Annotated in this window: 28 protein-coding genes and 1 tRNA gene; 12 read left to right on the top strand and 17 right to left on the bottom strand. The window is 63.4% G+C overall.

What is annotated here, in order from left to right:
* Positions 1-4 precede the first annotated feature (4 nt).
* The gene (locus XH98_RS18650; RefSeq protein WP_271599528.1) at positions 5-379 is read right to left on the bottom strand and encodes a response regulator; all 375 of its coding nucleotides are present in this window, start codon (positions 377-379) and stop codon (positions 5-7) included.
* A gap of 185 nt (positions 380-564) precedes the next feature.
* Here XH98_RS18650 and XH98_RS18655 point away from each other — a divergent pair, with 185 nt between their 5' ends.
* The 8 genes from XH98_RS18655 to XH98_RS18690 all read left to right on the top strand — a co-directional run bounded on the left by XH98_RS18655 (position 565) and on the right by XH98_RS18690 (position 9,201).
* Positions 565-1,332: a Crp/Fnr family transcriptional regulator gene (locus XH98_RS18655; RefSeq protein WP_271619557.1), complete on the top strand. Its 768-nt coding sequence runs from the start codon at positions 565-567 to the stop codon at positions 1,330-1,332.
* 82 nt (positions 1,333-1,414) lie between these two features.
* Positions 1,415-2,131, top strand: a complete 717-nt coding sequence (locus XH98_RS18660; RefSeq protein WP_271599530.1) for a prolipoprotein diacylglyceryl transferase — start codon at positions 1,415-1,417, stop codon at positions 2,129-2,131.
* Entirely contained in the window at positions 2,112-3,557 is a 1,446-nt protein-coding gene (locus XH98_RS18665; protein WP_271619510.1) for a radical SAM protein, read from the top strand. Before XH98_RS18660 ends, XH98_RS18665 begins: the two co-directional genes overlap by 20 nt.
* Positions 3,554-3,805: a mercuric transport protein gene (locus XH98_RS18670; protein ID WP_271619511.1), complete on the top strand. Its 252-nt coding sequence runs from the start codon at positions 3,554-3,556 to the stop codon at positions 3,803-3,805. Before XH98_RS18665 ends, XH98_RS18670 begins: the two co-directional genes overlap by 4 nt.
* 9 nt (positions 3,806-3,814) lie before the next feature.
* Entirely contained in the window at positions 3,815-4,096 is a 282-nt protein-coding gene (locus XH98_RS18675; protein ID WP_271619512.1) for a hypothetical protein, read from the top strand.
* Between the two features lie 242 nt (positions 4,097-4,338).
* The gene (typA, locus tag XH98_RS18680) at positions 4,339-6,165 is read left to right on the top strand and encodes a translational GTPase TypA (RefSeq protein WP_220003560.1); all 1,827 of its coding nucleotides are present in this window, start codon (positions 4,339-4,341) and stop codon (positions 6,163-6,165) included.
* Positions 6,166-6,322: 157 nt separating this feature from the next.
* Positions 6,323-7,561 (top strand): flavin monoamine oxidase family protein, encoded by a 1,239-nt coding sequence (locus XH98_RS18685; protein WP_271619513.1) that lies wholly within the window; start codon positions 6,323-6,325, stop codon positions 7,559-7,561.
* A 71-nt stretch (positions 7,562-7,632) separates the two neighbouring features.
* A complete protein-coding gene (locus tag XH98_RS18690; RefSeq protein WP_271619514.1) occupies positions 7,633-9,201 on the top strand; it encodes a DUF262 domain-containing protein in 1,569 nt (522 codons plus the stop codon).
* A 6-nt stretch (positions 9,202-9,207) separates the two neighbouring features.
* On the opposite strand, the gene XH98_RS18695 is transcribed toward XH98_RS18690, so the two are convergent.
* The 4 genes from XH98_RS18695 to XH98_RS18710 are packed head-to-tail and all read right to left on the bottom strand — an operon-like array spanning position 9,208 to position 12,297.
* Positions 9,208-9,618, bottom strand: coding sequence for a thiol-disulfide oxidoreductase DCC family protein (locus tag XH98_RS18695; RefSeq protein ID WP_271619515.1), 411 nt, complete (start codon positions 9,616-9,618; stop codon positions 9,208-9,210).
* Positions 9,618-10,937 carry an SDR family oxidoreductase gene (locus XH98_RS18700; RefSeq protein WP_271619516.1) on the bottom strand — a complete coding sequence of 440 codons (1,320 nt, stop codon included), beginning with the start codon at positions 10,935-10,937 and terminating at the stop codon, positions 9,618-9,620. The genes XH98_RS18695 and XH98_RS18700 overlap by 1 nt, the downstream gene beginning before the upstream one ends.
* A gap of 8 nt (positions 10,938-10,945) precedes the next feature.
* Positions 10,946-11,413 (bottom strand): DUF2269 family protein, encoded by a 468-nt coding sequence (locus XH98_RS18705; RefSeq protein ID WP_271619517.1) that lies wholly within the window; start codon positions 11,411-11,413, stop codon positions 10,946-10,948.
* Complete coding sequence (locus XH98_RS18710) at positions 11,410-12,297, bottom strand: dienelactone hydrolase family protein (protein ID WP_271619518.1); 888 nt, start codon at positions 12,295-12,297, stop codon at positions 11,410-11,412. The genes XH98_RS18705 and XH98_RS18710 overlap by 4 nt, the downstream gene beginning before the upstream one ends.
* Before the next feature lie 266 nt (positions 12,298-12,563).
* Between XH98_RS18710 and XH98_RS18715 the strand changes: the two genes are divergently transcribed.
* A complete protein-coding gene (locus XH98_RS18715; protein ID WP_027555342.1) occupies positions 12,564-13,073 on the top strand; it encodes a GNAT family N-acetyltransferase in 510 nt (169 codons plus the stop codon).
* A 211-nt stretch (positions 13,074-13,284) separates the two neighbouring features.
* Complete coding sequence (gene ppa, locus XH98_RS18720; RefSeq protein WP_220003554.1) at positions 13,285-13,821, top strand: inorganic diphosphatase; 537 nt, start codon at positions 13,285-13,287, stop codon at positions 13,819-13,821.
* A gap of 3 nt (positions 13,822-13,824) precedes the next feature.
* Here the strand turns inward: ppa and folD are convergent, their stop codons facing one another.
* Genes folD through XH98_RS18735 form a run of 3 tightly spaced genes read right to left on the bottom strand, consistent with a single transcriptional unit; the run spans position 13,825 to position 15,368 of the window.
* The gene (gene folD, locus XH98_RS18725) at positions 13,825-14,709 is read right to left on the bottom strand and encodes a bifunctional methylenetetrahydrofolate dehydrogenase/methenyltetrahydrofolate cyclohydrolase FolD (protein ID WP_271599539.1); all 885 of its coding nucleotides are present in this window, start codon (positions 14,707-14,709) and stop codon (positions 13,825-13,827) included.
* A gap of 1 nt (position 14,710) precedes the next feature.
* Complete coding sequence (locus XH98_RS18730; RefSeq protein ID WP_271619558.1) at positions 14,711-15,055, bottom strand: DUF167 domain-containing protein; 345 nt, start codon at positions 15,053-15,055, stop codon at positions 14,711-14,713.
* Between the two features lie 22 nt (positions 15,056-15,077).
* Positions 15,078-15,368, bottom strand: coding sequence for a YggT family protein (locus XH98_RS18735; protein WP_271599540.1), 291 nt, complete (start codon positions 15,366-15,368; stop codon positions 15,078-15,080).
* A gap of 185 nt (positions 15,369-15,553) precedes the next feature.
* On the opposite strand from XH98_RS18735, the gene XH98_RS18740 reads away from it, so the two are divergent.
* Positions 15,554-15,629: transfer RNA gene (locus tag XH98_RS18740), tRNA-Ala, on the top strand.
* Positions 15,630-15,751: 122 nt separating this feature from the next.
* Here XH98_RS18740 and XH98_RS18745 read toward each other — a convergent pair.
* From XH98_RS18745 to XH98_RS18775, 7 genes are all read right to left on the bottom strand, one after another.
* Positions 15,752-16,564 (bottom strand): enoyl-CoA hydratase, encoded by an 813-nt coding sequence (locus XH98_RS18745; RefSeq protein WP_271619519.1) that lies wholly within the window; start codon positions 16,562-16,564, stop codon positions 15,752-15,754.
* A 103-nt stretch (positions 16,565-16,667) separates the two neighbouring features.
* Positions 16,668-17,462, bottom strand: coding sequence for a glutamine amidotransferase (locus tag XH98_RS18750; RefSeq protein WP_271619520.1), 795 nt, complete (start codon positions 17,460-17,462; stop codon positions 16,668-16,670).
* A 159-nt stretch (positions 17,463-17,621) separates the two neighbouring features.
* Entirely contained in the window at positions 17,622-18,401 is a 780-nt protein-coding gene (locus XH98_RS18755) for an SDR family NAD(P)-dependent oxidoreductase (protein ID WP_057740600.1), read from the bottom strand.
* Positions 18,402-18,632: 231 nt separating this feature from the next.
* Positions 18,633-19,118 (bottom strand): tellurite resistance TerB family protein, encoded by a 486-nt coding sequence (locus tag XH98_RS18760; RefSeq protein WP_271619521.1) that lies wholly within the window; start codon positions 19,116-19,118, stop codon positions 18,633-18,635.
* Positions 19,119-19,358: 240 nt separating this feature from the next.
* A complete protein-coding gene (locus XH98_RS18765) occupies positions 19,359-20,768 on the bottom strand; it encodes an adenylate/guanylate cyclase domain-containing protein (protein ID WP_271619522.1) in 1,410 nt (469 codons plus the stop codon).
* Positions 20,769-20,818: 50 nt separating this feature from the next.
* Positions 20,819-22,186, bottom strand: coding sequence for a cytochrome P450 (locus tag XH98_RS18770; protein ID WP_271619523.1), 1,368 nt, complete (start codon positions 22,184-22,186; stop codon positions 20,819-20,821).
* Positions 22,187-22,220: 34 nt separating this feature from the next.
* On the bottom strand, positions 22,221-23,591 hold the full coding sequence (locus tag XH98_RS18775) for a hydrolase (RefSeq protein WP_271599546.1): 1,371 nt from the start codon (positions 23,589-23,591) through the stop codon (positions 22,221-22,223).
* Between the two features lie 138 nt (positions 23,592-23,729).
* Here XH98_RS18775 and XH98_RS18780 point away from each other — a divergent pair, with 138 nt between their 5' ends.
* Positions 23,730-25,412 carry an MFS transporter gene (locus XH98_RS18780; protein WP_271619524.1) on the top strand — a complete coding sequence of 561 codons (1,683 nt, stop codon included), beginning with the start codon at positions 23,730-23,732 and terminating at the stop codon, positions 25,410-25,412.
* Positions 25,413-25,537: 125 nt separating this feature from the next.
* Here XH98_RS18780 and XH98_RS18785 read toward each other — a convergent pair whose 3' ends face one another.
* Together XH98_RS18785 and XH98_RS18790 are read right to left on the bottom strand one after the other, a co-directional pair.
* Positions 25,538-25,753: a hypothetical protein gene (locus XH98_RS18785; RefSeq protein ID WP_057740614.1), complete on the bottom strand. Its 216-nt coding sequence runs from the start codon at positions 25,751-25,753 to the stop codon at positions 25,538-25,540.
* A gap of 164 nt (positions 25,754-25,917) precedes the next feature.
* Complete coding sequence (locus XH98_RS18790; RefSeq protein ID WP_220006886.1) at positions 25,918-26,211, bottom strand: hypothetical protein; 294 nt, start codon at positions 26,209-26,211, stop codon at positions 25,918-25,920.
* Between the last annotated feature and the right edge of the window lie 239 nt (positions 26,212-26,450).

Here is a 26,450-nt window from a genome sequence, read left to right on the forward strand (position 1 = left end):
TGATTTAGCCGCCGCGCGCCTGCAAAGCCGCCTCCAGCGCATCGCTGGAGCAGGGCTTTTGCAGCCGCGGACGCGCGGCGAACTGCGCGGGAATGCTGGTCTCCGCGCCATAGCCCGTGACGAAGACGAAGGGAATCTCCAGCGCTGCCAGCCGCTCGGCGATCGCAAAGCTCTTCTCGCGGATCAGCTCGACATCGAGCAGCGCGAAGTCGGGCGCACGCCTTGCGATCGCATCCAGCGCCTGCGCCACCGACCCCACGGTGCGCACGCTGCTCACGCCAAATCCGAGCAGCCGATCCTCAAAATCGATCGCGATGATCGGATCGTCCTCGACGATCAGAACATCGGCAGGGATGTCGGCCGGGGAGGCAGGTATCATGATGTTGGCTATCGAGGGCTGCATGTTGTCACCGTCAGGACAACCTCATGCGATACCTGCGCCCAGCGCATCGGAGGGTTCCCGGAACGAAACTCACCACAGAACAGTTTTGAAGTCTGTCCACATGTGCACACAGGCCGTGGCCGGAACTCGCTAATGTGGAGAGGAGGATGGGGGAGTTTGCGATGGATGCGCGGATCAGCAAGACGAGCGAGATCGACAGCCGCCCGGCCAACAATCTGCTGCGGCGATTGAATGCGGCGGACTATGCGCTGCTTGCACCGCATATCACCGTTGGCGACGTCGGTGCGAGCCAGCTGCTCTACAATCCCGGCGACGATGTCCAGGTCGTGCACTTTCCCTGCGGGCCGTCGCTCGCGACGTTTCTCGTCCCGAACGAAGACGGCCGCGACGTCGAGACCATCCTGGTCGGCCGCGAAGGCGCGGTGGGCGGCATCGTCAGCGAGGGATTTCTGCCGGCCTATACCCGCATCTGCGTGAAATTCGGCGGACCGTTCGCGCATATTCACGTCGGCAAGCTGGACGCGGCCAAGGCGCGCTCGCCGTCGCTGCGCAACATCTTCGCCCGCTATGCCGACTGCATGCTGGCGCAGATCTTCCAGTCGACCGCCTGCAACGCGATCCATTCGATCGAGCAGCGCACGGCGAAATGGATCGTCGCAGCGATGGAGCGGACCGGCGATGAGCACAGCGTGCCCCTGACGCATGAGCAGCTCGCCACCTTGCTCGGCGTGGGGCGAAGCTATGCCAGCCGCGTGCTGCAATCGTTCAAGGCGGAAGGCGTGCTCGACACCAGGCGCGGCGCGATCCTGGTCCGCAATCATGACGGCTTGCGGCTGCGCGCCTGCCTCTGCAACGACGCCGTGAAGCTGCATTTCGAGGAGGTGCTGCGCGGGGTTTATCCGACCGAGGAAGCGAGCAGCACGGGGTGACGCTCGCCTCCTTGCCTCTCCTGCTCTGGGCGAGGATGCCGGTGCGCGACGCTGTACGTTCGCCGTGTTATACTAACCCTGCATGAGCGGGGCCCTTCTTCACACTGTCTTCGATGTTGCGGCGTGGCTGGCGGCGGGCGCAGCAGTCTACTGGCTGTCGCGACAAGGCTTGCGGTTTCCGGCGCAATCCTTCGCGCTGCCCTATATCGCCGCGCTGATGTTCGGCGCCGGCCTTGGCGCCTATCTGTTCGGGTCCGCTAATCTGTGGCTGTCGGGCGAGAGCGGCATTGCGCGATCGGTCGAGGGCGCGCTCGCCGGCGGCATCGCGGCCGTCGAGCTCTACAAATGGTCCACGGGGATCGGCGTGCGCACCGGCGCACGGTTTGCACTGCCGCTGGCTCTCGGCATCGCAATCGGGCGGCTCGGCTGCTATTTTGCAGGCCTCGACGATTTTACCTACGGCACGCCGACGGCATTGCCCTGGGGCCACGATTTCGGCGACGGCATTCTCCGCCATCCCGTGCAGCTCTACGAGAGCGCCGCGATGGGCGTGTTCGTGCTGCTCTATGTGCTGGCGGTCTTGAACCGAAACGCGTACGCGATCACCAATGGTTTCTACCTGGTTCTGCTCTTCTACGGAGCGCAGCGCTTCCTCTGGGAATTCCTCAAGCCCTATGGCACGCTGATCGGCCCCCTCACACTGTTTCACCTGCTGTCGCTGTCCATCCTGCTCTACGCCGCAATCATGCTGGCGACGGCGCCCCAAGCGAGACCTGTACATGAACGCGCCGTTGCGTAAGTCGCGCCCCTACATCTTCTGGGGACAGACCCAGTCCCTTTGCGAGGTCTGCCTGAAGCTGGTGCCGACCAAGATCCAGATTCTCGACAACGAGGTCTGGTACGAAAAGCGTTGCAGGGAGCACGGCGTCCAGTCGACGCTCGTTTCCACCGACGCGGCCTACTGGCGTCTGTGCAAGGATTTCATCAAGCCGGGCGACCGGCCACTGCAATTCCAGCACCGGACCGAATTCGGCTGTCCCTATGATTGCGGTCTCTGCTCCGACCACGAGCAGCATTCCTGCCTGGCGCTGATCGAGATCACCGAGCACTGCAATCTCACCTGTCCGGTCTGCTTCGCCGAATCGGCGCCCACGCGAACCAGATTCACCCCGCTCGCGACGGTCGAGAAGATGCTCGACGCGCTGGTTGCCAGCGAGGGCGAACCCGACCTCGTGCAGATTTCCGGCGGCGAACCGACATTGCACCCTGATTTCTTCGAGATCCTCGACGCCGTGCGCGCCCGCCCGATCCGCCATGTCATGATCAACACCAATGGCCTGCGCATCGCCCGCGAAAAGGATTTCGTGGCACGGCTCGCCGAGAACAAGCGCGGGCTGGAGGTCTATCTCCAGTTCGATTCGCTTCAACGCGATGCGCTGGTCAATCTGCGTCGCGCGGATTTGCGCAAGATCCGCCAGCAGGCCCTGGAAAATCTCGAGCATTTCGGCGTTTCGACCACGCTGGTCGCGACCATCAAACGCGGCATCAACGATGCCGAGATCGGCGATATCGTTCGCCATGCGCTGAGCTGGAAGTGCGTTCGGGGTGTCACGCTGCAGCCGGTGCAGGATGCCGGTCGCAACGAAAATTTCGACAAGAAGGCCGACCGCATCATGCTGTCGGAGATTCGCCAGCGCGTCATCGAGACCGGCGTGTTCGGTGACAAGGACATGATCCCGCTGCCCTGCAACCCCGAAAGCATCTCGATCGGCTACGGCCTGCGCAACGGCGAGAAGGTGCTTCCGCTGACGTCGCTGATTCCGCAGGAGCAGCTCGTCGCGGTGATGCCCAACACCATCAGCCCGGAAGAATATCCGATGCTGCGGGAGAAGTTCGTCGATCTGTTCTCGCTGTCATCAGGTCCGCTCAACACCTCCGAGCGCGTCTGCGAATTGCTGTGCTGTCTGCCCAGCTTCGAGGTGCCGCAAGGGCTGACCTACGAGAACGTATTCCGCGTCACCATCGTGCAGTTTCTCGATCGCTTCAATTTCTGCGTCGGCAACGTCAAGCGCAGTTGCATCCATTTCGTCACTGAAAGCGGCGCGATCGTCCCGTTCGACACCTACAACCTGTTCTACCGGAACGGCAAGATCGATGGCATCCGCGCCGCGCTGGCCGGCCAGACCTATCGCGAGGCACGCCAAGGCGAGGAGGTGCCGCGATGAGCGATACCGGCACGACTCCTCCGACACTGCCCCCTCAAGAGGACACATCTTCGACGGCGCCGCCACGGCGCGACGGTTGCCTGACCGCTTTCATGGTGGTCACCGGCATCGTGCTGCTTTTCCCTGGCCTATGCTTCATCGCATTCGCCGGCCAAGGCGGCGCATTCGTCCTGATTGGATTGGTCCTGATCGGAACTGCGATCTTCCTCTTCATTCGCGTGGCGACCCCACCGAAGCCCCGTCAGTAGCGTGGCACGATGAGCACCATCGACCCCCCGCCCCCGCCTCCTCCGGCCGCCCCGCCGCAGCGCAGCGGCTGCCTGACCGCGCTCATGGCGGTCCTCGGCGTCATCATGCTGCTACCGGGGCTCTGCGCACTGCTGTTCGGCGGGATGTCCCTGGTGGAAGGCGGAAAGATCGACTCGGACGTCGCACCGCTGGTCTCTTTGGGACTACTCATCGCCATCGGAGGAGCCGCGCTGATCGGGCTGGCCATCAAGGGGCGAAAAGCCCCCACCGATCCCGCAACCCGACCTTAAGTCCCGGGAATTCCCGGACAAAATTCAGTCAACCAACCGGCAAAGAACGCATTGTTTTTTGGCGGTTTTTGCATATATTGCGCCGCAAACGCACGGGGTGCCCGATCGACATGGCCGGGTTTCCTTTTTTGGGCGAAGCAGGCCCCGTTTTCCACGTTTCCAGCGTTGTTCCCGCGAAGAGGTCCCGGTCTGACCGGCGAGATCGCGCTTAACCCATTGTCCGACCGCAAAGAAGCTCACTCATGAATCTTCGTAACGTCGCCATCATCGCCCACGTCGACCACGGCAAGACGACCCTGGTCGACAAGCTCCTCCAGCAGTCCGGCACGTTCCGCGAGAACCAGAAGGTGACGGATCGCGCCATGGACTCCAACGATCTGGAGCGCGAGCGCGGCATCACCATTCTGGCCAAGGCCGCCTCGGTGCAGTGGAAGGACACCCGCATCAACATCGTCGACACGCCCGGCCACGCCGATTTCGGCGGTGAAGTCGAGCGCATCCTGAACATGGTGGACGGCGCCCTGGTGCTGGTCGACGCCGCCGAAGGCCCGCTGCCGCAGACCAAGTTCGTGGTCTCCAAGGCGCTCAAGGTCGGCCTCAAGCCGATCGTCGTCATCAACAAGGTCGACCGTCCCGACGCGCGCCCGACCGAGGTCATCAACGAGGTGTTCGACCTGTTCGCGGCGCTCGACGCCAGCGAGGAGCAGCTCGACTTCCCGATCCTTTATGGATCGGCCAAGCAGGGCTGGATGGCCGAGAGCCCCGAGGGTCCGCAGGACAAGGGCATGGAGCCGCTGTTCGACCTGGTGCTGCGCCATGTCGCGCCGCCGAAGGTCGAGGAAGGCCCGTTCCGCATGATCGGCACCATCCTCGAGGCCAACCCCTATCTCGGCCGCATCATCACCGGCCGCATCTCGTCGGGCGTGCTCAAGCCGAACCAGCAGGTCAAGGTGCTTCACGCCGACGGCAAGCTGGTCGAGACCGGCCGCATCACCAAGATCCTGGCGTTCCGCGGCCTCGAGCGCACGCCGCTCGATGAAGCCGAAGCCGGCGACATCGTCGCGATTGCGGGCCTGACCAAGGGCACCGTCGCCGACACCTTCTGCGATCCCACCGTCGAGGTGCCGCTGCCGGCCCAGCCGATCGATCCGCCGACCGTGTCGATGTCGTTCATCGTCAACAACTCCCCGCTCGCCGGCACCGAGGGCGACAAGGTGACGAGCCGCATGATCCGCGACCGTCTGCTGCGTGAAGCCGAAGGCAATGTCGCACTCCGCGTCGTCGAATCCGCCGACAAGGATGCGATGGAAGTCTCGGGCCGCGGCGAATTACAGCTCGCGATCCTGATCGAGACCATGCGCCGCGAGGGCTTTGAGCTCTCGGTGTCGCGTCCGCGCGTCGTGTTCCAGAAGGACGAAGCCACCGGCGGCGCCCTGGAGCCGATCGAGGAAGTCGTGATCGACGTCGACGAGGAGCATTCCGGCGTCGTCGTGCAGAAGATGAGCGAGCGCAAATCCGAGCTGATCGAGATGAAGCCATCAGGCGGCAATCGTCAGCGCCTGGTGTTCTACGCGCCGACCCGCGGCCTGATCGGCTACCAGGGCGAACTGCTCACCGACACCCGCGGCACCGCGATCATGAACCGCCTGTTCCACGGCTACGCCCCGTACAAGGGCGAGATCCAGGGCCGCCGCAACGGCGTCCTGATCTCCAACGACCAGGGCGAGGCGGTGGCCTATGCCATGTTCAAGCTGGAAGACCGCGGCCCGATGATGATCGAGCCGGGCTGGAAGGTCTACAAGGGCATGATCGTCGGCGAGCACACCCGCGACAACGATCTCGAGATCAACGTGCTCAAGGGCAAGCAGCTCACCAATATCCGCACGACCTCGAAGGACGAAGCCGTGCGCCTGACCCCGCCGATCCGTATGACCCTGGAAAAGGCGCTCGCCTATATCGAGGACGACGAACTCGTCGAGGTCACCCCGAAGTCGATCCGCCTGCGCAAAAAGCATCTCGATCCGAACGAGCGCAAGCGCGCGGAAAAGGCCAAGGAAGCGGTGGCGTAAGGCCGCCGCACGCCGCAGTGCCGTAGGGTGGGCAAAGCGCAAGCGTGCCCACCAATTCTAAGAACGTGGGCACGGCGCAAGGGCGCCTTTGCCCACCCTACGAAACGCCACTTTGTGGTGCCTTTAGCGCGTATCAGAGACATGCTAGAGCCCATTCATGTCCTTCCCCTCCTCCGTCGATGTCGCCATCATCGGAGCCGGTGCGGCCGGCCTCGGCGCGGCGCATGCGCTTGGTGGCTCCGGTCTCTCCGTCATCGTGCTGGAGGCGCGTGACAGGCTCGGCGGGCGCGCCTGGACCGTGCAAGCCTCGCCTGACGTAACCTTCGACGTCGGCTGCGGCTGGCTGCATTCGGCCGACAAGAACTCCTTCGTGCCGATCGCGCGAACACTCGGTTTCGAGCTCAACAAGGACCTGCCGCCCTGGCGCGAGCGCGCCTATGGCAATGCGTTTCCGCAAAGCCTGCGCGACGATTTCATGCGCGCGATGGACGCGTTCTACGACCGGCTTTGGCGGGCCGCGCAAAAGGGCAAGGACGAGCCGGCGAGCCTCAGCCTCGAGCCCGGCAATCGCTGGAACCCGATGATCGACGCGATCTCGACCTATATCAACGGCTGCGAACTCAAGGACATGTCGACGCTCGACTGGGACGCCTATGAGGACAGCGAGCTCAACTGGCGCGTCCGCCGCGGCTATGGCGCGCTGATCGCGGCCTATGGCGCGCCCTGCCCGGTGGCGCTGAACTGCAATGCCACGCTGATCGATCACTCGAACAGGCGCGTGCGCATCGAGACATCACAGGGCACGCTGACCGCCGACAGGGTGATCGTCACCGTGCCGACCAATCTGATCGCTGACGAGGCGATCCGCTTCTCTCCGCCTCTTCCGGCCAAGGTCGATGCCGCAGCCGGCCTGCCCCTTGGCGTCGACGACAAGGTCACGCTCGCGCTCGACGGCGCCGAAGCCTTCCCGAAAGAAGGAAGCTTGCGCGGCGCCACCATGCGCACCGAGATGGGCACCTATCACATCCGCCCGTTCGGCCAACCCTGCATCGAAGGCTTTTTCGGCGGCAGCTTTGCCCGCGCGCTGGAAGATGCCGGCGACGGCGCCATCGCGGCGCACAGCATCGACGAGATCGCAGGTTTTCTCGGCAACGATATCCGCCGCAAGCTGAAGCCGCTGTATGAGTCGCGCTGGGGGCGCGATCCGTTTGCGCGAGGGTCGTATTCGCACGCATTGCCCGGGCATGCCGGCGATCGCGCCGTGCTCGCGGCGCCGGTGGATGGACGGCTGTTCTTTGCGGGCGAAGCAACGTCGCCAACGTTCTTCACGACGGCGCATGGGGCGCGGGATAGCGGGGAGCGGGCGGCGAAGGAGGTGCGTGCTTCTTTAGTGTAACACCCTGACGTTGCTATTGTCTGGCGACCAAACAGAACCTAGGCTAGCTCGTACTAGTTTCGGGGGAAACAATGTCTGACGCCGTCAATTTAGACGCGATGATTCGTCGCGACGATTTTGCTGTTAAGGGGTCTCAAGTTGCATCGGCGGAGCCGATTAAGTCTCTTTCTATAGAGACACTGAGCGGAACGGGAATGCTTGTTCCTCTATTGCGCAAGCCAGATTTTCAGCGAGAGACTAATCATTGGACGCCGGTACAGGTAGTCTCGTTTCTTGAAAGCTTTCTAGACAATGAACTCATCCCATCGATCATTCTTTGGCAATCGGAATCGTTTGTTTTTGTGATCGATGGAGGTCATCGGCTTAGCACCCTACGCGCTTGGATAGAAGACGACTACGGCGACGGACAGATTTCCTTAGCGTTCTACTCGAACGAAATTAGTACAGCGCAACGAAAAATCGCTTCCAAAACGCGCGACTTGATCGAGCAAAAGATTGGAAAATACGTCGATGTAAAACGAGCCCTGATCCATCCTGATGATCATGAACCCAAGCTCGTACAGCGAGCTCGAAACATGGCCACGCGATCTCTTTCGCTTCAGTGGGTGAATGGGGATGCAGAAAAGGCCGAAACTTCGTTCTTTAAGATCAATACTCAGGGTACGCCCCTGGACGACACGGAAGAGCTTCTACTTCGCAATAGAGCTTGCTCGGTGGCAATTGCGGCCAGATCAATTGTCCGGGCGGGAACGGGCCACAAATATTGGTCAAAATTCCCGCCAAATAACATTGGTACCATTGAACAAAAGTCGAAGAAGCTCCACGACTTGTTCTTCACGCCTGAGGTCAATCAACCAATAAGAACCCTCGATCTCCCTTTGGGTGGAACCAAATCGCCTATTGTCGCGCTCGATCTGTTGATGAATTTGATTTCAACGATGTGTGCCGACGTTGGCAAGAGCAGAAAGCCGATCGCTGAATTTGCCATCGATGCCGACGGTATTAAGACGATTGCCGTTCTCGACGAATGTCTGGATGTGATGACTCGAGTGACGGGCAATGATGCAGCCAGTCTTGGCCTACATCCGGCTGTATATTTCTATTCAGAGAAAGGACGTCACATCCCGGACCTTCTCTTAGGGATGCTCTATCTGTTCAAAGAAAGGATCAAGAACAACGATTCTGGTTTCTTCAAGAAATTCACTAAGGCGAGAGAGCTAATGGAGACGTGTCTGGTCTCTAAGAAGCCTCTTATAACCCAAGCGCTCCAGATTGCCCGAAGTAAGACAAGGTTTGAACGATCCGCCGATCTGTTCAAATTCCTCGTGGACGAATGCTCCAAGAATGCAATCCCAAGCGACGAGAATTTGGTTGCTGTAGTCATTCCAAATGCTCAATCGAAAATACTCGCGATCTCGCAAAACAACACCTCAACTCAATTCTCTGCCGAAACGAAATCACAGATTTATCTTCGTGACTCGTTGCGCTCAGCTCTCAGGTGCTCGATCTGTCATGGGCTGATCGAACCAGCCAAATCTGTGTCTTATGATCATATCGAGCGCGTCAGGGACGGAGGCGTTGGTGGCGCTGAAAATGGACAGATGACCCATCCATACTGCAACACCTCAATTAAGAATTAGGACGAACTAGTCTCCAATCACCCGTTCCCGCAAATCGCCATCCGGCACGAAGCACGCATCATACTTGCCGAAGATGCGATAGCGATTGCGCGCGATGAGGCTGTAGATGGGGTCGCGTAACGGCTTTGGGACGGCGAAGAGTGCGCGCACCCAGCTCCAGCCTGGCAGATGCGACAGCACAGTCAGCGCGGCGTCGGACTTCAAGAACGCTTTGCCGCCGTGAACGACGGCGTTCGTATCGGGATCTTCAGGATCGATGCCGAAGGTGCGGGCGAGCCTGGCGCCATACACCGATTGGATCGGCGTGAAGCGAAATCGTTTCGCTGTGTCGCGCTGCGCGACGAAGCGCACCCAGCGCGAGCAGAAGATGCAGACGCCGTCATACAGGATCACGTCGTCATCGGGCCATTTTGACATTAGCGATTATCCAGCATGAGCAGCGCGACCAGCATCAGCACGATCGCCGGCCCGGTCTTCACCAGCGCGCCGAGCGGCTCGATCCAGAGATCAGGCGTCAGGATCGCGGCGCCGAACATGTAGCCGAGCGAGGCGACGATGCCTGCAACCAGGCCGATCGCAGCGGTGCGGCGGAAGGCGATCAGCGCGCCGATGCTCATGTCCATCAGGCTGGTGCCTGTCGTGACGGGATCGACCAGCGCGGGCGGGAAGTTGTGCGCGGTCAGGATGCCGGCCGCGGCGCGGTAGGAGACGAACAGGGCGATGAAGCCGGAGACGAGCCAGAACCCGACCAGGCTCGCAATGATCAGCGCCTTGGTCAGGAACAGCCGCGCGAACCAGACGTCCTGGATGGCGGCGGGATGGCGCCCGATCGCATCCGCCAACGTCTTCGGCGCGATGCCGGTGGCGGTGATCCATGCCGAGGGATCGCCCCGCACGCCACGGCGAAGCTCGGCGATCGCGGTGGAGCGCAGCGGCGGCATCCAGCCGAGCGCGCTGGCGAGATCGCCCAGTCTCGCGCCGAGATCGAGCATGAAGGACGGCATCGCGATGTCAGGCCAGCCGGCCGTGCCGAATGCGCGGCGGAACTGCTTGACCACGCCGGCCATCGTAACAGGCTCGGATTGCATGAGATCCCAGCTCACGGCCTTCACGGAGGCATCATCGATCTCACGCGCGGCGAGCCAGGCGATGGTCGCGGAGATATCCTCGACCGCAACGGGCTGAAAGGGCGTCGCCATCTCCTTGGCCGGAAGATCCAGCGGAAACGCGGCGAGCGCGCGCAGCATGGCGCTGCCGCCATAGGCTGACGGCGCGACCACGAAGCCGGGCCGCAGAATGGCATGGGGAATGCCGGATGCTGCGATCAGCCGCTCGGCCTCGCGCTTGGTCATGGCGAAAGCGGTGCGATCAGCATCCGCGTTGCCGGGAATCGAGATGTGCACCAGCCGGATCACACGACCGCTGCCGGCAATGGCTTGAAGCAGACGCCCGACAAAATCGCGATGCACGGCATTGGTGTCGCTGCCGGGGCCGTCCTGAAGCACGCCGAGGCAGTTCACGACGACGTCTACCTCGTGCTCGCTCAGCAGGCGTATCAGCGCGGGCGCATCGAGCGACAGGATCGGCAGCTCGATATCGAGCGCGCTCATCGTCTGCGCCGGCGACAGCTTGCGCGCGAGACCGACCACGCGAAAACCTCGCGTGCGCAGATCGTCGGTGACGAAGCGGCCGATCAGGCCGGAGGCGCCGAGCACCAAAATGGTTCGCTGGTTCATCGGATTCCTCAGTACGGCTTTGCGATCATCAGCCAGAGGATCGCCATCGTCGCGCCGAAGCCGGGAAAGCCGAACGCGAACCAGCGGCGAAACAGGACGAAGTAACGCTCCGGCAGCGCGGCTTTCTGCTCGGCGGCCTTGCGCGCGAGATCGCGCATCTCGATCTGCATGAAGACGACAGGAATCCAGAACAGGCCTGCAATGGCATAGAGCACGAGCGAGGCGAGGATCCAACGCTCCATGATCGACGTGGACGAGAGCATCATCAGCAGGCCGCCGGTAACCGGCTGCACGATCACCGCCGATAGCGTGAAGATCGCATCCGCAATCACCACCACCGATGCCGTGCGTGCAATGAACTCGGCATTGTCGGTGCGATGGGCCATCAGCATGAAGAAGGCGATGCCGGTTCCGGTGCCGAGGATGATGATGGCGCCGATCACGTGCAGATATTTGACCAGGAAATACAGCATCATGGCTTCTTCGCCACCGGCCTTAGCACGCGATCGAGCTCGCCGCTTGCAGCTTTGACGCCGGCCTCGGTCTCGATCATCCAATGGCCTTCGCTGCCCACTGATGGCAGCGTGCGAACATCATCCTTGCCGCCGCCACTGCGAAACGCATCCGCCAGTGTTTTCGAAAATGCCGGCGCAAAATAGCTGTCATTGGCTGCAACCAGCGATATCACGGGAATGCGCGCCGTCTTGCCGAATTCAGCCGCCGCAGCGAGCAGCGTATGCGGCGCACAGATCTTGTTGGGTTCGTCATTGGCATGACCGCCGCGCCCGGGTGCAAAGGCGATGATCGCGGCAATCGCTTTCGGATCGGCATGCGCAAGCGCCAGCGCGCCCCAGCCGCCGGCGGAATGCCCGATCACGACCGCGGCATCCTTACGAATAAAATCCTGCTTTTGCAGATAGTCCAGCGCGAGCGAAATTTCCGCCGCGGTGGCGCGGCCGGCGCGCGCGTAATCCGCTTCGTCGCAGCCGCCTTGATCTTCGACATAGCGGCCACCGGTCCCGCCATGCCCGAGGCGCTCCGGCACCAGCACGGCAAAGCCGCGCGCGACGAGAAACGCTGCCAGGGCGCGATATTCCGGCTGCGGCGTTTGCGCACGACGAAGCACGTTCTGCGTTGACGCATGTGCGATCACGGCAAGCCGGAACGGGCCGGCGCCCACGGGGCGAAACAGCAGCGCGCGCGCGGCAAAATCGGTATCCGGTGACGGCACGCGCCATTCTTGTCGGCGAAGCGGCTCGCCCTCCGGGCCCGATGCCCCGAACGTGACCTGCGCGCACACAGGCGACGCAGTCAGCAGAACCAGCAGAGGCAGGCGCGCAAGGATGTTGAACAGTCGCATGGGTTGCCGGAAGGGAGCACGAACGGCGATGGCCACACTAGTAGGAACGAATCATTTGGGGCGGACTTTCTGCGCTGCCGTTGCCGTTCATTCGTTGCCGCAAAGCAGTTTTGCACCGACTGATGGCACGCCGGTGCCGATCGAAGTGGCGTCTTGTCTTTTTTCGGCACAACATGGCTCAAATACTGATGCAGAAAGTCCACAGGTTAACCGATAATTAACGATAGGTCTTGCCGCCGGCGCGGCGACTTGATTTGATCGCGTTCATGAGCACAACCCTGATCGAGGTTCGGCCGGCCAAAGCTGCAGATGCGACTGCGGTGGCGTCCACCCATGACGAAGCCTGGCGTTCCGCCTATCAGGGCATCATTCCCGGTGCCGAGCTCGAGAAGCTGATCAACCGCCGCGGTCCGCAATGGTGGGACAGCGCAATCCGCAAGGGCAGCCGCGTCAGCGTGCTGGTGTTCGGCGACAAGATCGCGGGCTATGCGAATTACGGCCGTAACCGCGCCCGCAGCCTGCATTTCGACGGCGAGATCTATGAGCTGTACCTGCGTCCGGAGTTTCAGGGCCTCGGCTTCGGCCGCCGTCTGTTCGCCGCCGCCCGGCGCGATCTCATGCAGAGCAATCTGAAGAGCATGGTGGTGTGGGCGCTGTCGGACAATGATCCGGCGACCGAGTTCTACCGGGCCCTGGGCGGCCGCATGGTGGCACGCTCCTCGGAGCGGTTCGGGCCGAAGTCGCTCGACAAGGTTGCCTTCGCCTGGACCAATTAAGATCCGGACCAGTCAAGGTTTGGGCCAATTGAACTGCTGGGATCTTGGCCGGCAGCCGCTCCACCCGCCGATACCGCCAGCGTTTGCGCAGGTGATCGCGGGATTCATTATTTCGCAAAAACACGATGGATCGAGGGGCCAAGCCCGCGTATGACAGCGCCAAAATCGCTGCCGGGCGCGATTTAACCTCGGCGACAACGGAGCCTGCCTTATGCGTATCGATGCTATCTCGATCGGAAAAAACGTACCCCACGACGTCAACGTCGTCATCGAAGTCCCGGTGGGCGGCGAACCGATCAAATACGAGATGGACAAGGAAGCCGGCACGCTCGTGGTCGACCGCTTCCTGTACACGCCGATGCGTTACCCCGGTAACTACGGCTTCATCCCGCACACCCTGTCCGACGACGGCGACCCCTGCGACGTCTTGATCATCAACACCCGCGCCATCATTCCCGGCGCCGTCATGAGCGTACGCCCGGTCGGCGTGCTGTTCATGGAAGACGAGGCCGGCGGCGATGAGAAGATTCTGGCGGTGCCGTCGTCGAAGCTGACGCAGCGCTACGACAAGGTGAAGTCGTATTCCGACCTGCCCGACATCACGCTGCAGCAGATCCAGCACTTCTTCGAGCACTACAAGGATCTCGAGAAGGGCAAGTGGGTGAAGATCCTGCGCTGGGGCGGTCCCGAGGAAGCCGCGAAGCTGATCCTCGAAGGCATCGAGCGCGAGAAGAAGAAGAAGGGCTGATCGTCACACCGCCGGCTTCGGCAGGCCTGCGATCGCGCAGGCCGCGCGCAGCGTATTCACGAGCAGGCAGGCGACGGTCATCTGGCCGACGCCGCCCGGCACCGGCGTCACCGCGCCGGCAACGCCAAGCGCTTCCTGATAGGCGACATCGCCGACGAGACGGGTTTTGCCGTCGTCTTTCGGAATGCGGTTGATACCGATGTCGATCACGGTCGCGCCCGGCTTCAGCCAATCGCCGCGCACCATCTCCGGCCGGCCGACCGCGGCATAGACGAGGTCGGCCCGCTTCACGATGCCGGGCAGATCGCGCGAGCGCGAATGCGCGATCGTCACCGTGGCGTTCTCGTTCAGCAGCAATTGCACCAGCGGGCGGCCGACCAGATTGGAGCGGCCGATCACGACGGCGTTCAGGCCTTCGAGCGAGGCGTGCACGCTCTTGGTCAGGATGATGCAGCCGAGCGGCGTGCAGGGCGACAGGGCCTGGAATCCGCCGGCGAGCCGACCCGCATTGTTCGGATGCAGGCCGTCGACATCCTTGGCGGGATCGATGGCATTGATCACGGCCTCGGTGTCGAGGCCCTTGGGCAGCGGCAATTGCACGAGGATGCCATGCACGGCGGGATCGCGATTGAGCTTTGCGACGACGGTCAGCAGTTCCGCCTGCGAAACGTCTGCCGGCAGCTTGTGCTCGAATGAGGCCATGCCCGCGGCTTGAGTCTGCGTATGCTTGGAGCGGACATAGACTTCGCTGGCGGCATCGTTGCCGACCAGGACCACGGCAAGGCCAGGCACCAGATTGTGCTCGCGCCTGACGCGGGCGACCTCGTCGGCGACGCGGGCGCGAAGGTCCGCGGCGATGATCTTTCCATCGATGATCTTGGCAGTCATGTCAGTTCCCCTCGTCTGTCGATTTGACTGGCGCGAGCTCGCGCAACGCTTGGACAAGCCTTGCCGGGTCCCCCTCGATGGCGACTTGCTTCAGCCGCGCCGTCGCTCCCGACACGAGGCTGACGCTGGCCTTGGGCACACGAAGCGATTTCGCCAGCAACGCCAGAACGGCGCGATTGGCCTCGCCGCCATCGGCGACGGCCCGCACGCGCACCTTCAGCACGCTGCGGCCGTCGCTAAGCTGCTCGATCCCGTCGACGCCGTCACGTCCGCCGCGCGGCGTCACCCGCAGCGCGATGCTGACGCCCGTGGTGGAGATGCGCCAGGGTTCCGTCAAGGCGCTCAGGGCTCCATCACGGTTCCACCGCCTAGGGTACGTTCGGATAAACGTATTCAGCGAGATAGAGCTGGATCAACCAGAGGATGAAGAAGGCGACGATCGGAGAGACGTCGAGCCCGCCCATGCTGGGCAGCCGGCGCCTGATAGGCCCCAGGACCGGTTCGGTAATCCGATAGAGAAATTCCGCGATCGCGCCAACGAACTGGTTGCGAGTATTCACGACGTTGAACGCGATCAACCAGGACAGGATTGCCGATGCGATCAGCAGATAGATGTAGAGATTGATGATCTGGATCAGAATGAAGACTATCGGACGCATCAGCGAAACACTCTCTGGGCCTGCCGCGGGGTGATCTTGGCTAGATATCGGTTCCCCCCGACCCAAACAAGGGAAGTCGGCATCCGGATGGCTAAAACCCCCATTACACCTGTCCTTGACTTGACCTTGGCGGGGACTTAAATGGCGCCCGGTTGTCGGCCGCGTTCACCAGAGCGGCCAGCAAAGGGGCCATAGCTCAGCTGGGAGAGCGCGTCGTTCGCAATGACGAGGTCGGCGGTTCGATCCCGCCTGGCTCCACCAGCCTTCGCTCGCTTCGCGAGCTACGGCTAGGCAAGCCAGCCGTGCTCTCTCGTAGCGAATGAGCGAGGGCTGTCCCGCCATAGCCCGAAGGGCGACGGCGGACTTTTCCCCGAAGCACCCCCCTATTTCCCCGTAAACCTTGGCGTCCGCTTCTCCATGAAGCTCGCCACGCCCTCCCGGAAATCGCTGCCGTTCAGCGCCACCATCATCTCCCTGTTGGCCTCGATCGTGGCCTCGGCCAGCGTCTGGAACGGCACCTCGTAGAGCTGCCGCTTGATCACGGCCATCGCGCTCGGCGAGACGAAATCGGCGAGATCGCGGGCATAGGCGTAGGTTTCCTCGCGCAGCCTGTCGGGCGCGCAGAGCCGGTTGACCAAACCGATTCGCAGCGCCTCGTCGCTCGAGACGCGGCGCGCCGAGAGCAAGAGATCCATCGCATTGGCGTGGCCGACGATGCGCGGCAGCATCCAGCTGATGCCGTGCTCGGCAATCAGGCCGCGCCGCGCAAAGGCCGTCGTGAACACCGTATTGTCCGCGGCAAAGCGCAGGTCGCAATAGAGCGCATGGACGAGGCCGATTCCGGCGGTCGCGCCGTTGAGCATCGCGATGACAGGCTTGCCGATCGATGGATAGAAGCCGTAGCGCGTCTGCCAATCCGGTCGGCGGTTCATGTCGAACGGCGGCAGGCTCGAAGCGCGCCTGACATCGTTGGGGTCGAGCCCTTTCAGCGCATCCATGTCGGCGCCGGCGCAGAAGGCGCGGCCCGCGCCGGTCAGCACGATGACACGGACATTGTCATCGGCACTTGATGTTTCCATCGCATGGCGCACGTCGCGCTCCATGGTCGGCGTCCACGCATTCATGCGATCAGGGCGATTGAGCGTGATGGTCGCGATTCGATCGCTCACCTCATAGAGAATGTGCTCATAGGCCATGGCGCTCTCCCTTTGTCGGCCGGCGCGCGTTCGCGCGCGCGCTCAACGGCGGCGAGAGCCTAGCATAGTCAGGAACGAGGCGAGGGCTTGCGTGAAGGCGCGATCACTCGGCGGCTTGCGCCAGCACCGGCCGGCGCGCCAGCCAGCCATCGATGAAATGATCGAGCCAGGCGCGTTCCGCGGCATCGTAGACCGCGCGGTCCGCGAAATGATGATGCCGCTCGCGGGCGCCGGGCGCGCCGAGACCGTCATAGCCACGCGTGGTCCAGCAATGCATCATGGCGTAGGTCACGTCAGGATGAAACTGCACGCCGAAGGCGTTGCCGGCACGGAATGCTTGGTTGGGAAAGTCATCACCCTCCGCAAGCAGCTCGGTGCCATCAGGCAGCTCGAAGCCTTCGCGGTGCCAATGATAGACCTGCGCCGGCCAGTCCGGACAGAGCGCGCGACCTGCCGCGGTCGGGCGGATCGGGTAATAGCCGATCTGGGTCAGCGCCTGTGCATGCGGCGCGACGCGCGCGCCAAGCTGCATCGCCAGCATCTGCGCGCCCAGGCAGATGCCGAGGAACGGCCGCTGTTCGCGGAGCGGAATCTCGATCCAGTCGATCTCGCGGCGGATGTAATCATCCGAATCATTCGCGCTCATCGGCCCGCCGAACACCACCGCTCCGGCATGCTGATCGAGCGTATCGGGGAGGGGATCGCCGAATCGCGGACGGCGGATGTCGAGGCGATGGCCGAGCGCGCGCAGCGCATTGCCGACGCGGCCAGGTGTGGAGGATTCCTGATGGAGAACGATCAGAACCGGCAGGCGCGGATCGGCGGCGGCCGCGCTCGGCGCCCTCCGTCGGAAGGACACCACTTCTGCGCCACCAAACCTGTCCATCCGAAACGACATGGCCTTTTGCGAGTGCTATCGGTTCAAGCCGCCAGCATAGCTAAGCGAAGGTTAACATCGTGTGAGTTTGCGCACACACGCAGCCCACACTCCTGCTTGATGCACTCCTGATTGATGTAGAAGCAAGCTCCGGGCCACTACGGGTGCTTCGGGCTTGCTTCAGCTCCGCTGCCGTTGAAACCGGCTGGTGGCGGACAGGATGAAGCCGCGCGGGAAGAAGCGCAGCGCGAACGGCACAATCTTGATGCCGAGACCCGGCAGCACTGCCCGTTTGTTTGCCATCAAGCCACGATAGGCCTGCCGCGCAACGTCGGCGGCCGGAACGTTGAGAATCGCCGTATCATGCCCGGACCCGACCCCGGCACGCCCCTGGAATTCGGTTTGCACCGGTCCCGGACACAGCACGGTGACGCGCACGCCGCGCGGTGCGAGCTCCGCCCGCAACGCCTCGGTCAGCGAAATCACATAGGCCTTCGAGGCGTAATACACGGCCATGCCGGGACCGGGCAGGAAGCCCGCGACCGAGCCGACATTGAGAAGGCCGCCCTTGTTCCTGACGAGCTGATCGGCAAAGCGCAGCGACAGATCGGTCAGCGCCCGGACGTTGACATCGACGATGCCGACCTGCTCGTCGCGGTCGCGCTCGATCGCATCACCGAACACGCCGAAACCGGCATTGTTGACGAGATTGTCGAGCTCGACCTCTTCGGCGGCGAGCGCAGCGGCGATCCGCTCGCCGGCGTCGGCTTGCTGGAGATCGCAGGCGATCACGATCGGCCTCTTGCCGCATGTCGCAGCGAGCTCGTTCGCGAGCGCTTCGAGCCGGTCCGCGCGCCGCGCCGTCAGCGCGAGACGATGTCCATTCGCGGCAAACACGCGCGCCAGCTCCGCGCCGATGCCCGCCGACGCACCGGTGATCAACGTTACCCGCTCAGTCACGATCGCAGTCTCTTGATGTAATTTTTTGGGCCCCGAAACAGCGGGAACTGGAGCATAGGCCACGCGCGACAGGCAAGCGGGGAGGGCAGCATGGCAACCCGAGAGCAACGCGGAAGGAGGAAAAACCCACGGGATTTCAGGGGGATCCCGAATTCGGGGCGGCGCGACGTTACATTAAAGTTTCGTCATGTGGTCGGGACAACCGGCCATCCGTGCCGCATGGGCGACTGCTCAGCCCCCGAGGGCGTCCGTGACCTGCCCGCCGGCACGCCCGGCGACGGCGTGCTTGAGATCGATCCGGTCGCGCTGGGAAACCCCGAGCAGGTCCGAGGCGCGCCAGACGACGTTGTCCTCGAACTCGGTGACCTGGCCGTCGGCATAGACCAGCTCCCACATCATCTGGACGATGCGCTTGCGCCCCTCTTCATCGAGCGAGCGCATGATGACGCTGGTGAAGTGATAGAGATCGACCGCCTCGCCCTCCACCTCTGTCGCATCCGCGATCAGCCGGTCGGCGGTGCCGCGGTCCAGCTTGAAATGGCTTTCGATCAGACTGTGCAGCTTGCGCTGCTCGGCCGGCGTCGGCTGGCCGTCCAGGGAAACCACGTGGACCAGCAGCGCGGTTGCCGCCAGGCGGTAGTCGCTGTCGCCAAAGGCGCGGTCCTGACCATGGGGAGCAACAATGTCGGCGATGAATTGGCGCAAGCCGTCGAGCATAAGGTCCTACCGAAAATCGATGACGCCGCAGCAAGCGCGGCCGCTACAAGCCTTATATGAGCGGGAAACTCAACCGGCGCAACGTGCGTCAGTTCCGCGCGCTGCATTACGTTTCGGCAATCTGTTCTCTCGTCATGGCCGGGCTTGTCCCGGCCATCCACGTATGTCCGCAACGAAAGACGTGGATGCCCGGGTCAAGCCGGGCATGACGACGGAGAATATGGCGATCACCCCCGTCCCTCACGGTATCTCGTACACCACCATCTTGTCGGCGATGCCGCGCAGGGCCGCCTGCTTCTGGATCGGCTTGATCTCGCGCCGCTGCAGGATCTCGGCCACCGCCGGCGCGTCGAGCACCGGACCGGTGATGTGTATCTCCTGCGCGGTCGACAGGCTTTGCACGCGCGCGGCGATGTTGACGGTCTGGCCGAAATAGTCCTGCCGCTCGTTGAGCATCACCGCAAGGCACGGGCCTTCATGGATGCCGATCTTGAGAATGAGATCGTTGGCGCCGCGCTGCTTGTTCAGATCATCCATCGCCGCGCGCATGCGCAGCCCCGCCGTGATCGCGTGCTCGGGCCTGACGAAGGTCGCCATGACGGCATCGCCGATCGTCTTCACGACGGCGCCCTTCTCGGCGGCGATGATCTCCAGCAGCGCTCGGAAATGCGCGCGCACGAGATCGAAGGCGCTGAGGTCGCCGACGCGCTCGTACAGCGCCGTCGAGCCCTTCAGGTCGGTGAACAGGAAAGTCAGCGAGGTGATCTTCAATCGCTGATCGACATTGAGATTGTCGGCCTTGAAGACGTCGCGGAACGTCTGGTTCGACAGCATCCTCTTGGCGGTCAGGATCGGCTTGCGCTTGCCGATCATCTCGTGCATCGCGTCGGCGGCAATCCAGACCGAGGGCAGAACGCGACCGCCCGATTGATTCTCGAGCGTGAGGCGCAGCGGCCCGGGACGCATCACGGTAGTCCCCGTCGGCGCCTCCAGCTTGTTGAACATGATCGAAAGCTGCTGGCGTTCGCTGGTCGGCTCGCCCTGGACGTCCAGGAAATGCGCGGAATGGGTGACCGGCTCGAACACGATGATGAACTGACTCGGCAGATTCAGCGAGAGGATCGCCTTTTCGCCTGCAGGCAATTCCAACGCTTCCAGCGTCACTTCGTTGATCAGGCGCGAAAAGGATTCTTCGTTGATGTCGACGCCCGAGCTCCAAAACATCTGCCGCACATATTCCCAGATCGGCAGCGTATCCGGATCGTGAGCGGCGATGCGGCGGACCTGCGGGCTGACGGTGAAAGCCACCTCGACCATCTCGTCGACCGACGCCTCGTATCCGGCCGCGCAGAGCGCACAATTGTAATCATCGTGCTTCAGTGATTTCAACGTCGTGTGCGCGCCCAGAACCCCTCCGCAACCGGGACACAGCACGTTCCAGCCGATGTCGAACAGGCCGAGACGCGAGGCATGCAGGAATCCGGAAATGACCTTCTCCTGATCGAGCCCGGTCCGATCGGCAAAATCCAATGCGTTGATGCGGTTGAGGTCGCGGTCTTGACCATTGGCGATCAGCTGCGCGATGGCCTCGACGACGGCAGGATCCGCGGTCTGCTTCAGAACGGAAATCTGGGCCTGGATGTCGGTCATGGTGCAACTCTATCTGGGGTGGATCACGCCGGCGGCCAGACGACGGTCTATCACCGCCGCGTGATGCGGAACATGGGTGAGTGGTCCGGCTGGGTCGTGACGACGCCAAACGGAATGACCGGCGCTGCGTCCACCAGCTCGACGCGGAACGCGCCGATCAGTCGTGCCAGTGCCAGCACGGATTCGGCTTGCGCGAACGGCGCACCGATGCAGACGCGCGGGCCGGCACCGAACGGCAGATAGGCGAAGCGATCGGGCGGCTCCTTCGACATGAAGCGTTTCGGGATGAAAGCGTTCGGCTGATCCCATAGCTTCTCGTGCCGGTGCAGCAGCCAGGGGGCGATCATGATGATGTCGCCCTTGTTGACCTCGGCTCCGGCCACGATGTCCTTGCCGCGCGCGGCGCGCGCAACAAGGAAGGCCGGCGGATAGAGCCGCATGGTCTCATCGATCACCGCGCGGGTGAATTTCTGCCGGTCGATATCGACCATGCTGTCGAGATGCTCGCCGCGCGTCTCGGTAGCGACCTCTTCCTGCGTGTCGGGGTCGAGCGCCAGCAGATAGAGCGCCCAGAACAGTGCGGTCGCGGTGGTCTCATGGCCCGCCAGGATCATGGTCGCGACCTCGTCAACGAGCTGCTCGTCGGAAAAGCCCTTGCCCGTCTCGGGGTCGCGCGCCTCGTCCATGAGATCGAACAGATCGCGCGGAGGCGCGCCGTGCTTCTTTCCCACCGCACGCCGTTCCGCGATCAGCATCGCGACAAATTGGGTCCAGCGTTTGCGGAAGCGGGCGCGGGCCCGATCCATCGGCGTCGGCCACGACACCGGTAGCGCCATGTCGAGGAAATGGGCCCGCCCGAGCCGCTCGCCATATTCCATGACGAAGTTGCGCAGGGTCGGACCGTGCTGGTCCATCCCGAACGAGAACATCGTGCGTCCGGCAATCTCGAGCGTCATGCGCTGCATGATCTCGCGCAGATCGACCGGCTCGTTGGTTCGGGTCTCGAGCTTGGCAATGGTCTCGTCGAGCACCGCCGTCATGTGCGGGACGAGATTGGCGGTAGCGCGCGGCGTGAACGCCGGCGACAGGGTGCGCCGTTGAAATGTCCAGGCGTGGCCCTCGGCGAGCAGGAGACCCTCGCCGAGCACCGGACGCAGCATGCGGATGCCCGCCGGGGTCCGCGTGTAATTCTGGTAGTTGCTGAGCAGGACGTGCCGGATCGCATCCGGCTGGTTCAGGATGAAGCTCTTGTGCAGGAAGAAGCGGCCCTGGATGACCTCTTCCTCATAGGCGCGCTGCCCCCAGGTCGCGATCATGTTCCGCTTGATCACCGCGATACGGCCGAAGAACGACATGTTGTCGGGCGCACGCGGCGGCGTCGGCGGGATGATAGGCCGGCGCATGCTGGCGATGTTCATGGCTCTCTCCCGCAGACCTGACGCAAGCAAATAGCTAGTAAGTCAGCTCCGCAACCGCAATCCTGTTCTCGGAGGCCGGCCAGGCGCGCGCCACAATTCGTTCTTCGTTGAACTGGGCCACGATGTTACGCCCGACCTCGCTGGCCGGAAGGCGCAGGGTTGCTGTCGCATCCGTAGGCACGCCCGGCGTGACGTCCGCGGGCTCGCGGCCATCGAGCAGAACGGTATCGCGCGGCAGCCCGAAATAACCGCGCGGGCGCGACATGATCACGACCGCGCCGGCATCCTTTTCTTGCGGAAGGAAGGGCCGCGCGGCGCGCAGGTGCACGACATTGGAGGAACGCGGGAAGGGCGAGCGGTAGAAGTGCGTGATCGGGGCGTCCGGCGAGGTCAGGACGATCTCGAGCGGCGAGGCGGGATCGACCTCGGCCGGCCCCCAGCGTCCATCGGCGCCCGTGGTCAAGCGGTAAACCAATTCGCCTTTGCGCTCCCCGCTCTCGCGGTCGACATGGTAGATCTCGACGGTTGCGCCGGCCACGGGGCGATTGGTCGGCGCGCCATCCGCGGCGCCCGTGACCAGTCCACCGATATGGACCGTCCGCTCCGGCGTGATCGCGATGCGCGCGGGCTCGCGACCGGCGATGAATTTGTAGATCTCGCGGAACGCCCGGGGATGATACGCCGTCTCGCGATGATCGATCGCGCCGAGCACGAGATTGGTCGCGCCCTTCAGCTCCGGCCCTTCGGCGGTGACATTGGTCGGCACGCCCGGCTTGCCCATGAAGCGGCCGTCGGGCTGCGCATATTTGTCCATGCCGTCGCTGCGCAGGGTAAGGAAGGCGACATCAGGCGTCACCTCGCTCTCGCCTTCGTTCAGACCGCGCAGGAAGGTCCCGCGTCCGTTGAACTCGCTGCCGAGCAAAGCGTCGAGCGCAAACACGCCATGATTGGGCGTGCCGCACAGCACCGCGTGGCTGACATCGCCGGCGCCGCCGTTCTTGATGACGTTGCGGATCGAGTTGCCACCGCGCGAATTGCCGACCAGCGCCACGCGCGCCGCGCCGGTACGACGTTTCAGTTCAGCGATGGCCGCGGCAAGCTCGCGGCGCTGCTCCTCGGTCGAGGACCGGTTGGGCTGCTCGACCGCATCGTCGTCACGCGCCCTGGGATTGGTGAAATTGATGGCCATCATACGGTCGCGCGCGATGCCGTTGGATTCCATCCGCCACAGCGTCGTGATCCAGAGGGCGTCGTAATCGCCATTGCCATGGACAAACAGGATCGGCGGCACCTCGGAACTGCCGGCCGTCGACGATGTCTGCGCCAGCGCCTCCATCTGCAAGCTCGCAACCGCGAAAGGCAGGCTGGCTGCGCCTTGCAGGATTGTCCGTCGTGACAGCTTCATTCAATCCTCCCCGATAAAACCTAAGTCTTTGCACTGCTTATAGCGGCCTAACCACTGGACAGCGAACGACTTTCGCGGGCATCACTGGGCCTGCCGGAATTATTCAAGCCATTTCTGCCAGACGACTTGGAAGGGTATATGACCGAGCAGACGAACCGTCAGAGACGTTCCGCCGACGGCATCACCGCGCCGCTGCGGTACACCGTGTTCCGGCGCATCTGGCTGGCCAGCCTGCTCTCCAATCTCGGCCTGCTGATCCAGGGCGTGGGTGCGGCCTGGGCAATGACGCAGATGGCGGCCTCCGCCGACAAGGTGGCGCTGGTGCAGACCGCCCTGATGCTGCCGATCATGCTGATCTCGATGCCGGCCGGCGCCATCGCCGACATGTACGACCGCCGCATCGTGACGCTGGTGGCCCTCATGATCGCCCTGACCGGCGCGTCGGCCCTCACGATCCTGGCCGGGCTCAAGCTCATCGCCCCGGAATCGCTGCTCGCCTTCTGCTTCGTGGTCGGCAGCGGCAATGCGCTGTTCGGTCCGGCCTGGCAGTCCTCGGTCAGCGAGCAGGTGCCGCCGGACGCACTGCCGTCGGCGGTGGCGCTGAACGGCATCAGCTACAACATCGCTCGCAGCTTCGGCCCCGCGGTCGGCGGCGTCATCGTTGCCGCCGCCGGCGCGGTCGCGGCATTCGCCTGCAACGCGATCCTCTATCTGCCGTTGCTGGTGGTGCTGCTGCTCTGGCGGCGCGTGGTCGAGCCCTCGCGCCTGCCGCGGGAGAAGCTCAACCGCGCCATGGTCTCGGGCTTCCGCTACATCACCAACTCGCCGCCGATCAAGATCGTGCTGTTGCGCACGCTGGTGATGGGCCTGATCGGCGGCGCGATCATGGCGTTGATGCCGCTGGTCGCCCGCGACTTGCTGCATGGCGGTGCGCAGACCTACGGCATCATGCTGGGTGCGTTCGGCATGGGCGCGGTGGTCGGCGCACTGAACATCCACGAGCTGCGCAAGCGCATGAGCGGCGAAGCTGCGATCCGCGCCTGCACCATCTCAATGGCGTTTGCGATGGCCGCGATCGCCCTGAGCACCGAGCCGGTGCTGACCGCGGCCGCGCTGGTGCTGGCCGGTGCGGTCTGGATGGCGGCGGTGGCGCTGTTCAACATCGGCGTGCAGCTCTCCGCGCCGCGCTGGGTCGCCGGTCGATCGCTCGCCGCGTTCCAGGCCTCGATTTCCGGCGGGATTGCGATCGGCGCCTGGGGCTGGGGCCATCTCACCGACTACGCCGGCGTCGAGGTCGCGCTGCTCACGGCCGCCGGCCTGATGCTGATCTCACCGCTGCTGGGGATCTGGCTTGCAATGCCGCGCGTCGGCGCCCGCAACGAGGATGCCGAGGTGCTGGCCGATCCTGAAGTCAAGCTGTCGCTGACGGGGCGCAGCGGACCGCTGGTGGTCGAGATCGAATATCGCGTCGCCCAGGAGAATGCGCGCGCCTTCCACAATGTGATGCAGGACGTGCAGCTCTCCCGGCAGCGCAACGGCGCCTATGGCTGGTCGATCGCGCGCGACATTGCCGATCCCGAATTGTGGACCGAGCGCTATCACTGCCCCACCTGGTTCGATTACCTACGCCAGCGCAACCGTTCGACCCAGTCCGAACGTGCGCTGCATCAGCAGGCGATCGATTTCCACATCGGCCCCGATCCGGTGCGGATCCGCCGCATGCTGGAGCGGCCGTTCGGCTCGGTACGCTGGAAGGAAGAGACGCCGGATCGCGCGAGCGCTGAGGTGTTGCCCGTTGTCGCGGCGGGGAGCAGCACCTAGGTGCTCACCCCGTCATTCCGGGGCGCGCGAAGCGCGAACCCGGAATCCATCGAACAGCATAAGCGGGGAGAAATGGATTCCGGGTTCGCGCCTTGCGGCGCGCCCCGGAATGACGAGGAGTTTGTTTACTGCCCGTGTTCGGTCAGCACCTTGTCGCAGGCCTTGCTGAGGCGCGCGCGATGCTCCTTCAGGCAGGCGAGCACGGCGCTATCGCCGTTGCTCATCACGGCGCGGCAATGACGTGTGACGTCGCGCGCGCAGGCATCATGGCCGGGCTGCTGCTGCGCGAGGGCGCCTGAGGCGCACAGGATCAAAGGGACAATGAAAAAAAGGCGGCTCATCGCATAATGCCTCGTACCCGGAAAGCTGTGCGGGCGAAGCTAGAGCGGTGATGCCGCACCCGCAACGGCTTTGTTGCCAGACAGGCTGGCCCGGCGGGATGGCTCCGGCGTTGAGCCGAAGCGGATCGCGAGGGGAGCTCGAAGCGACCGAACGGCTCGGGCCCTTACTGGCCGTCCTGAGCGTCAGCAACCTTGCGTGACGCGCCCTTGGCGAGGTCCTTGTCCATCACCGCGCGGCAGCCGGCGCTTAAGTCCGAGCGATGCTTGATCATGCACGCGGTGATCTTCGGAATGTTGGGGATCTCCGACGAGCACAGGCGAAAGGCGTCGCCGGTGCACATCTGCTGCGCCTCGGCGGTGAAGGCGAAGCTCGAGGTCGTCGAGACGATCGAGACGATGGCGGCAAAGCCCAAAGCGAGGCTGGTGTCGCGGATTTTGGCAGTGAACGACTTGGTCATTTGCAGCTCCCATTGGCACCGCCGCAGCGGGGCCCGTTGTTGATGGGAACTACGATGCTCCAGCAAAACAGTTTCCACTGTGATGACGGTCACGGGCGAGCGCGCCTCTGTGACTTCGGTCACTTTGGCGCACCCACCTGAAATTCCTCCAGAACCGCTGCCGCGTTGGTGTCACGTTAACTGTTCCTTCGCATTAATGGCTCGCGACGCGGGAAATTCCGCTGGTTTGGTTGCGTAAT

Origin of the sequence: Bradyrhizobium sp. CCBAU 51745 (assembly GCF_028128715.1) — a bacterium.
Classification (GTDB): domain Bacteria; phylum Pseudomonadota; class Alphaproteobacteria; order Rhizobiales; family Xanthobacteraceae; genus Bradyrhizobium; species Bradyrhizobium manausense.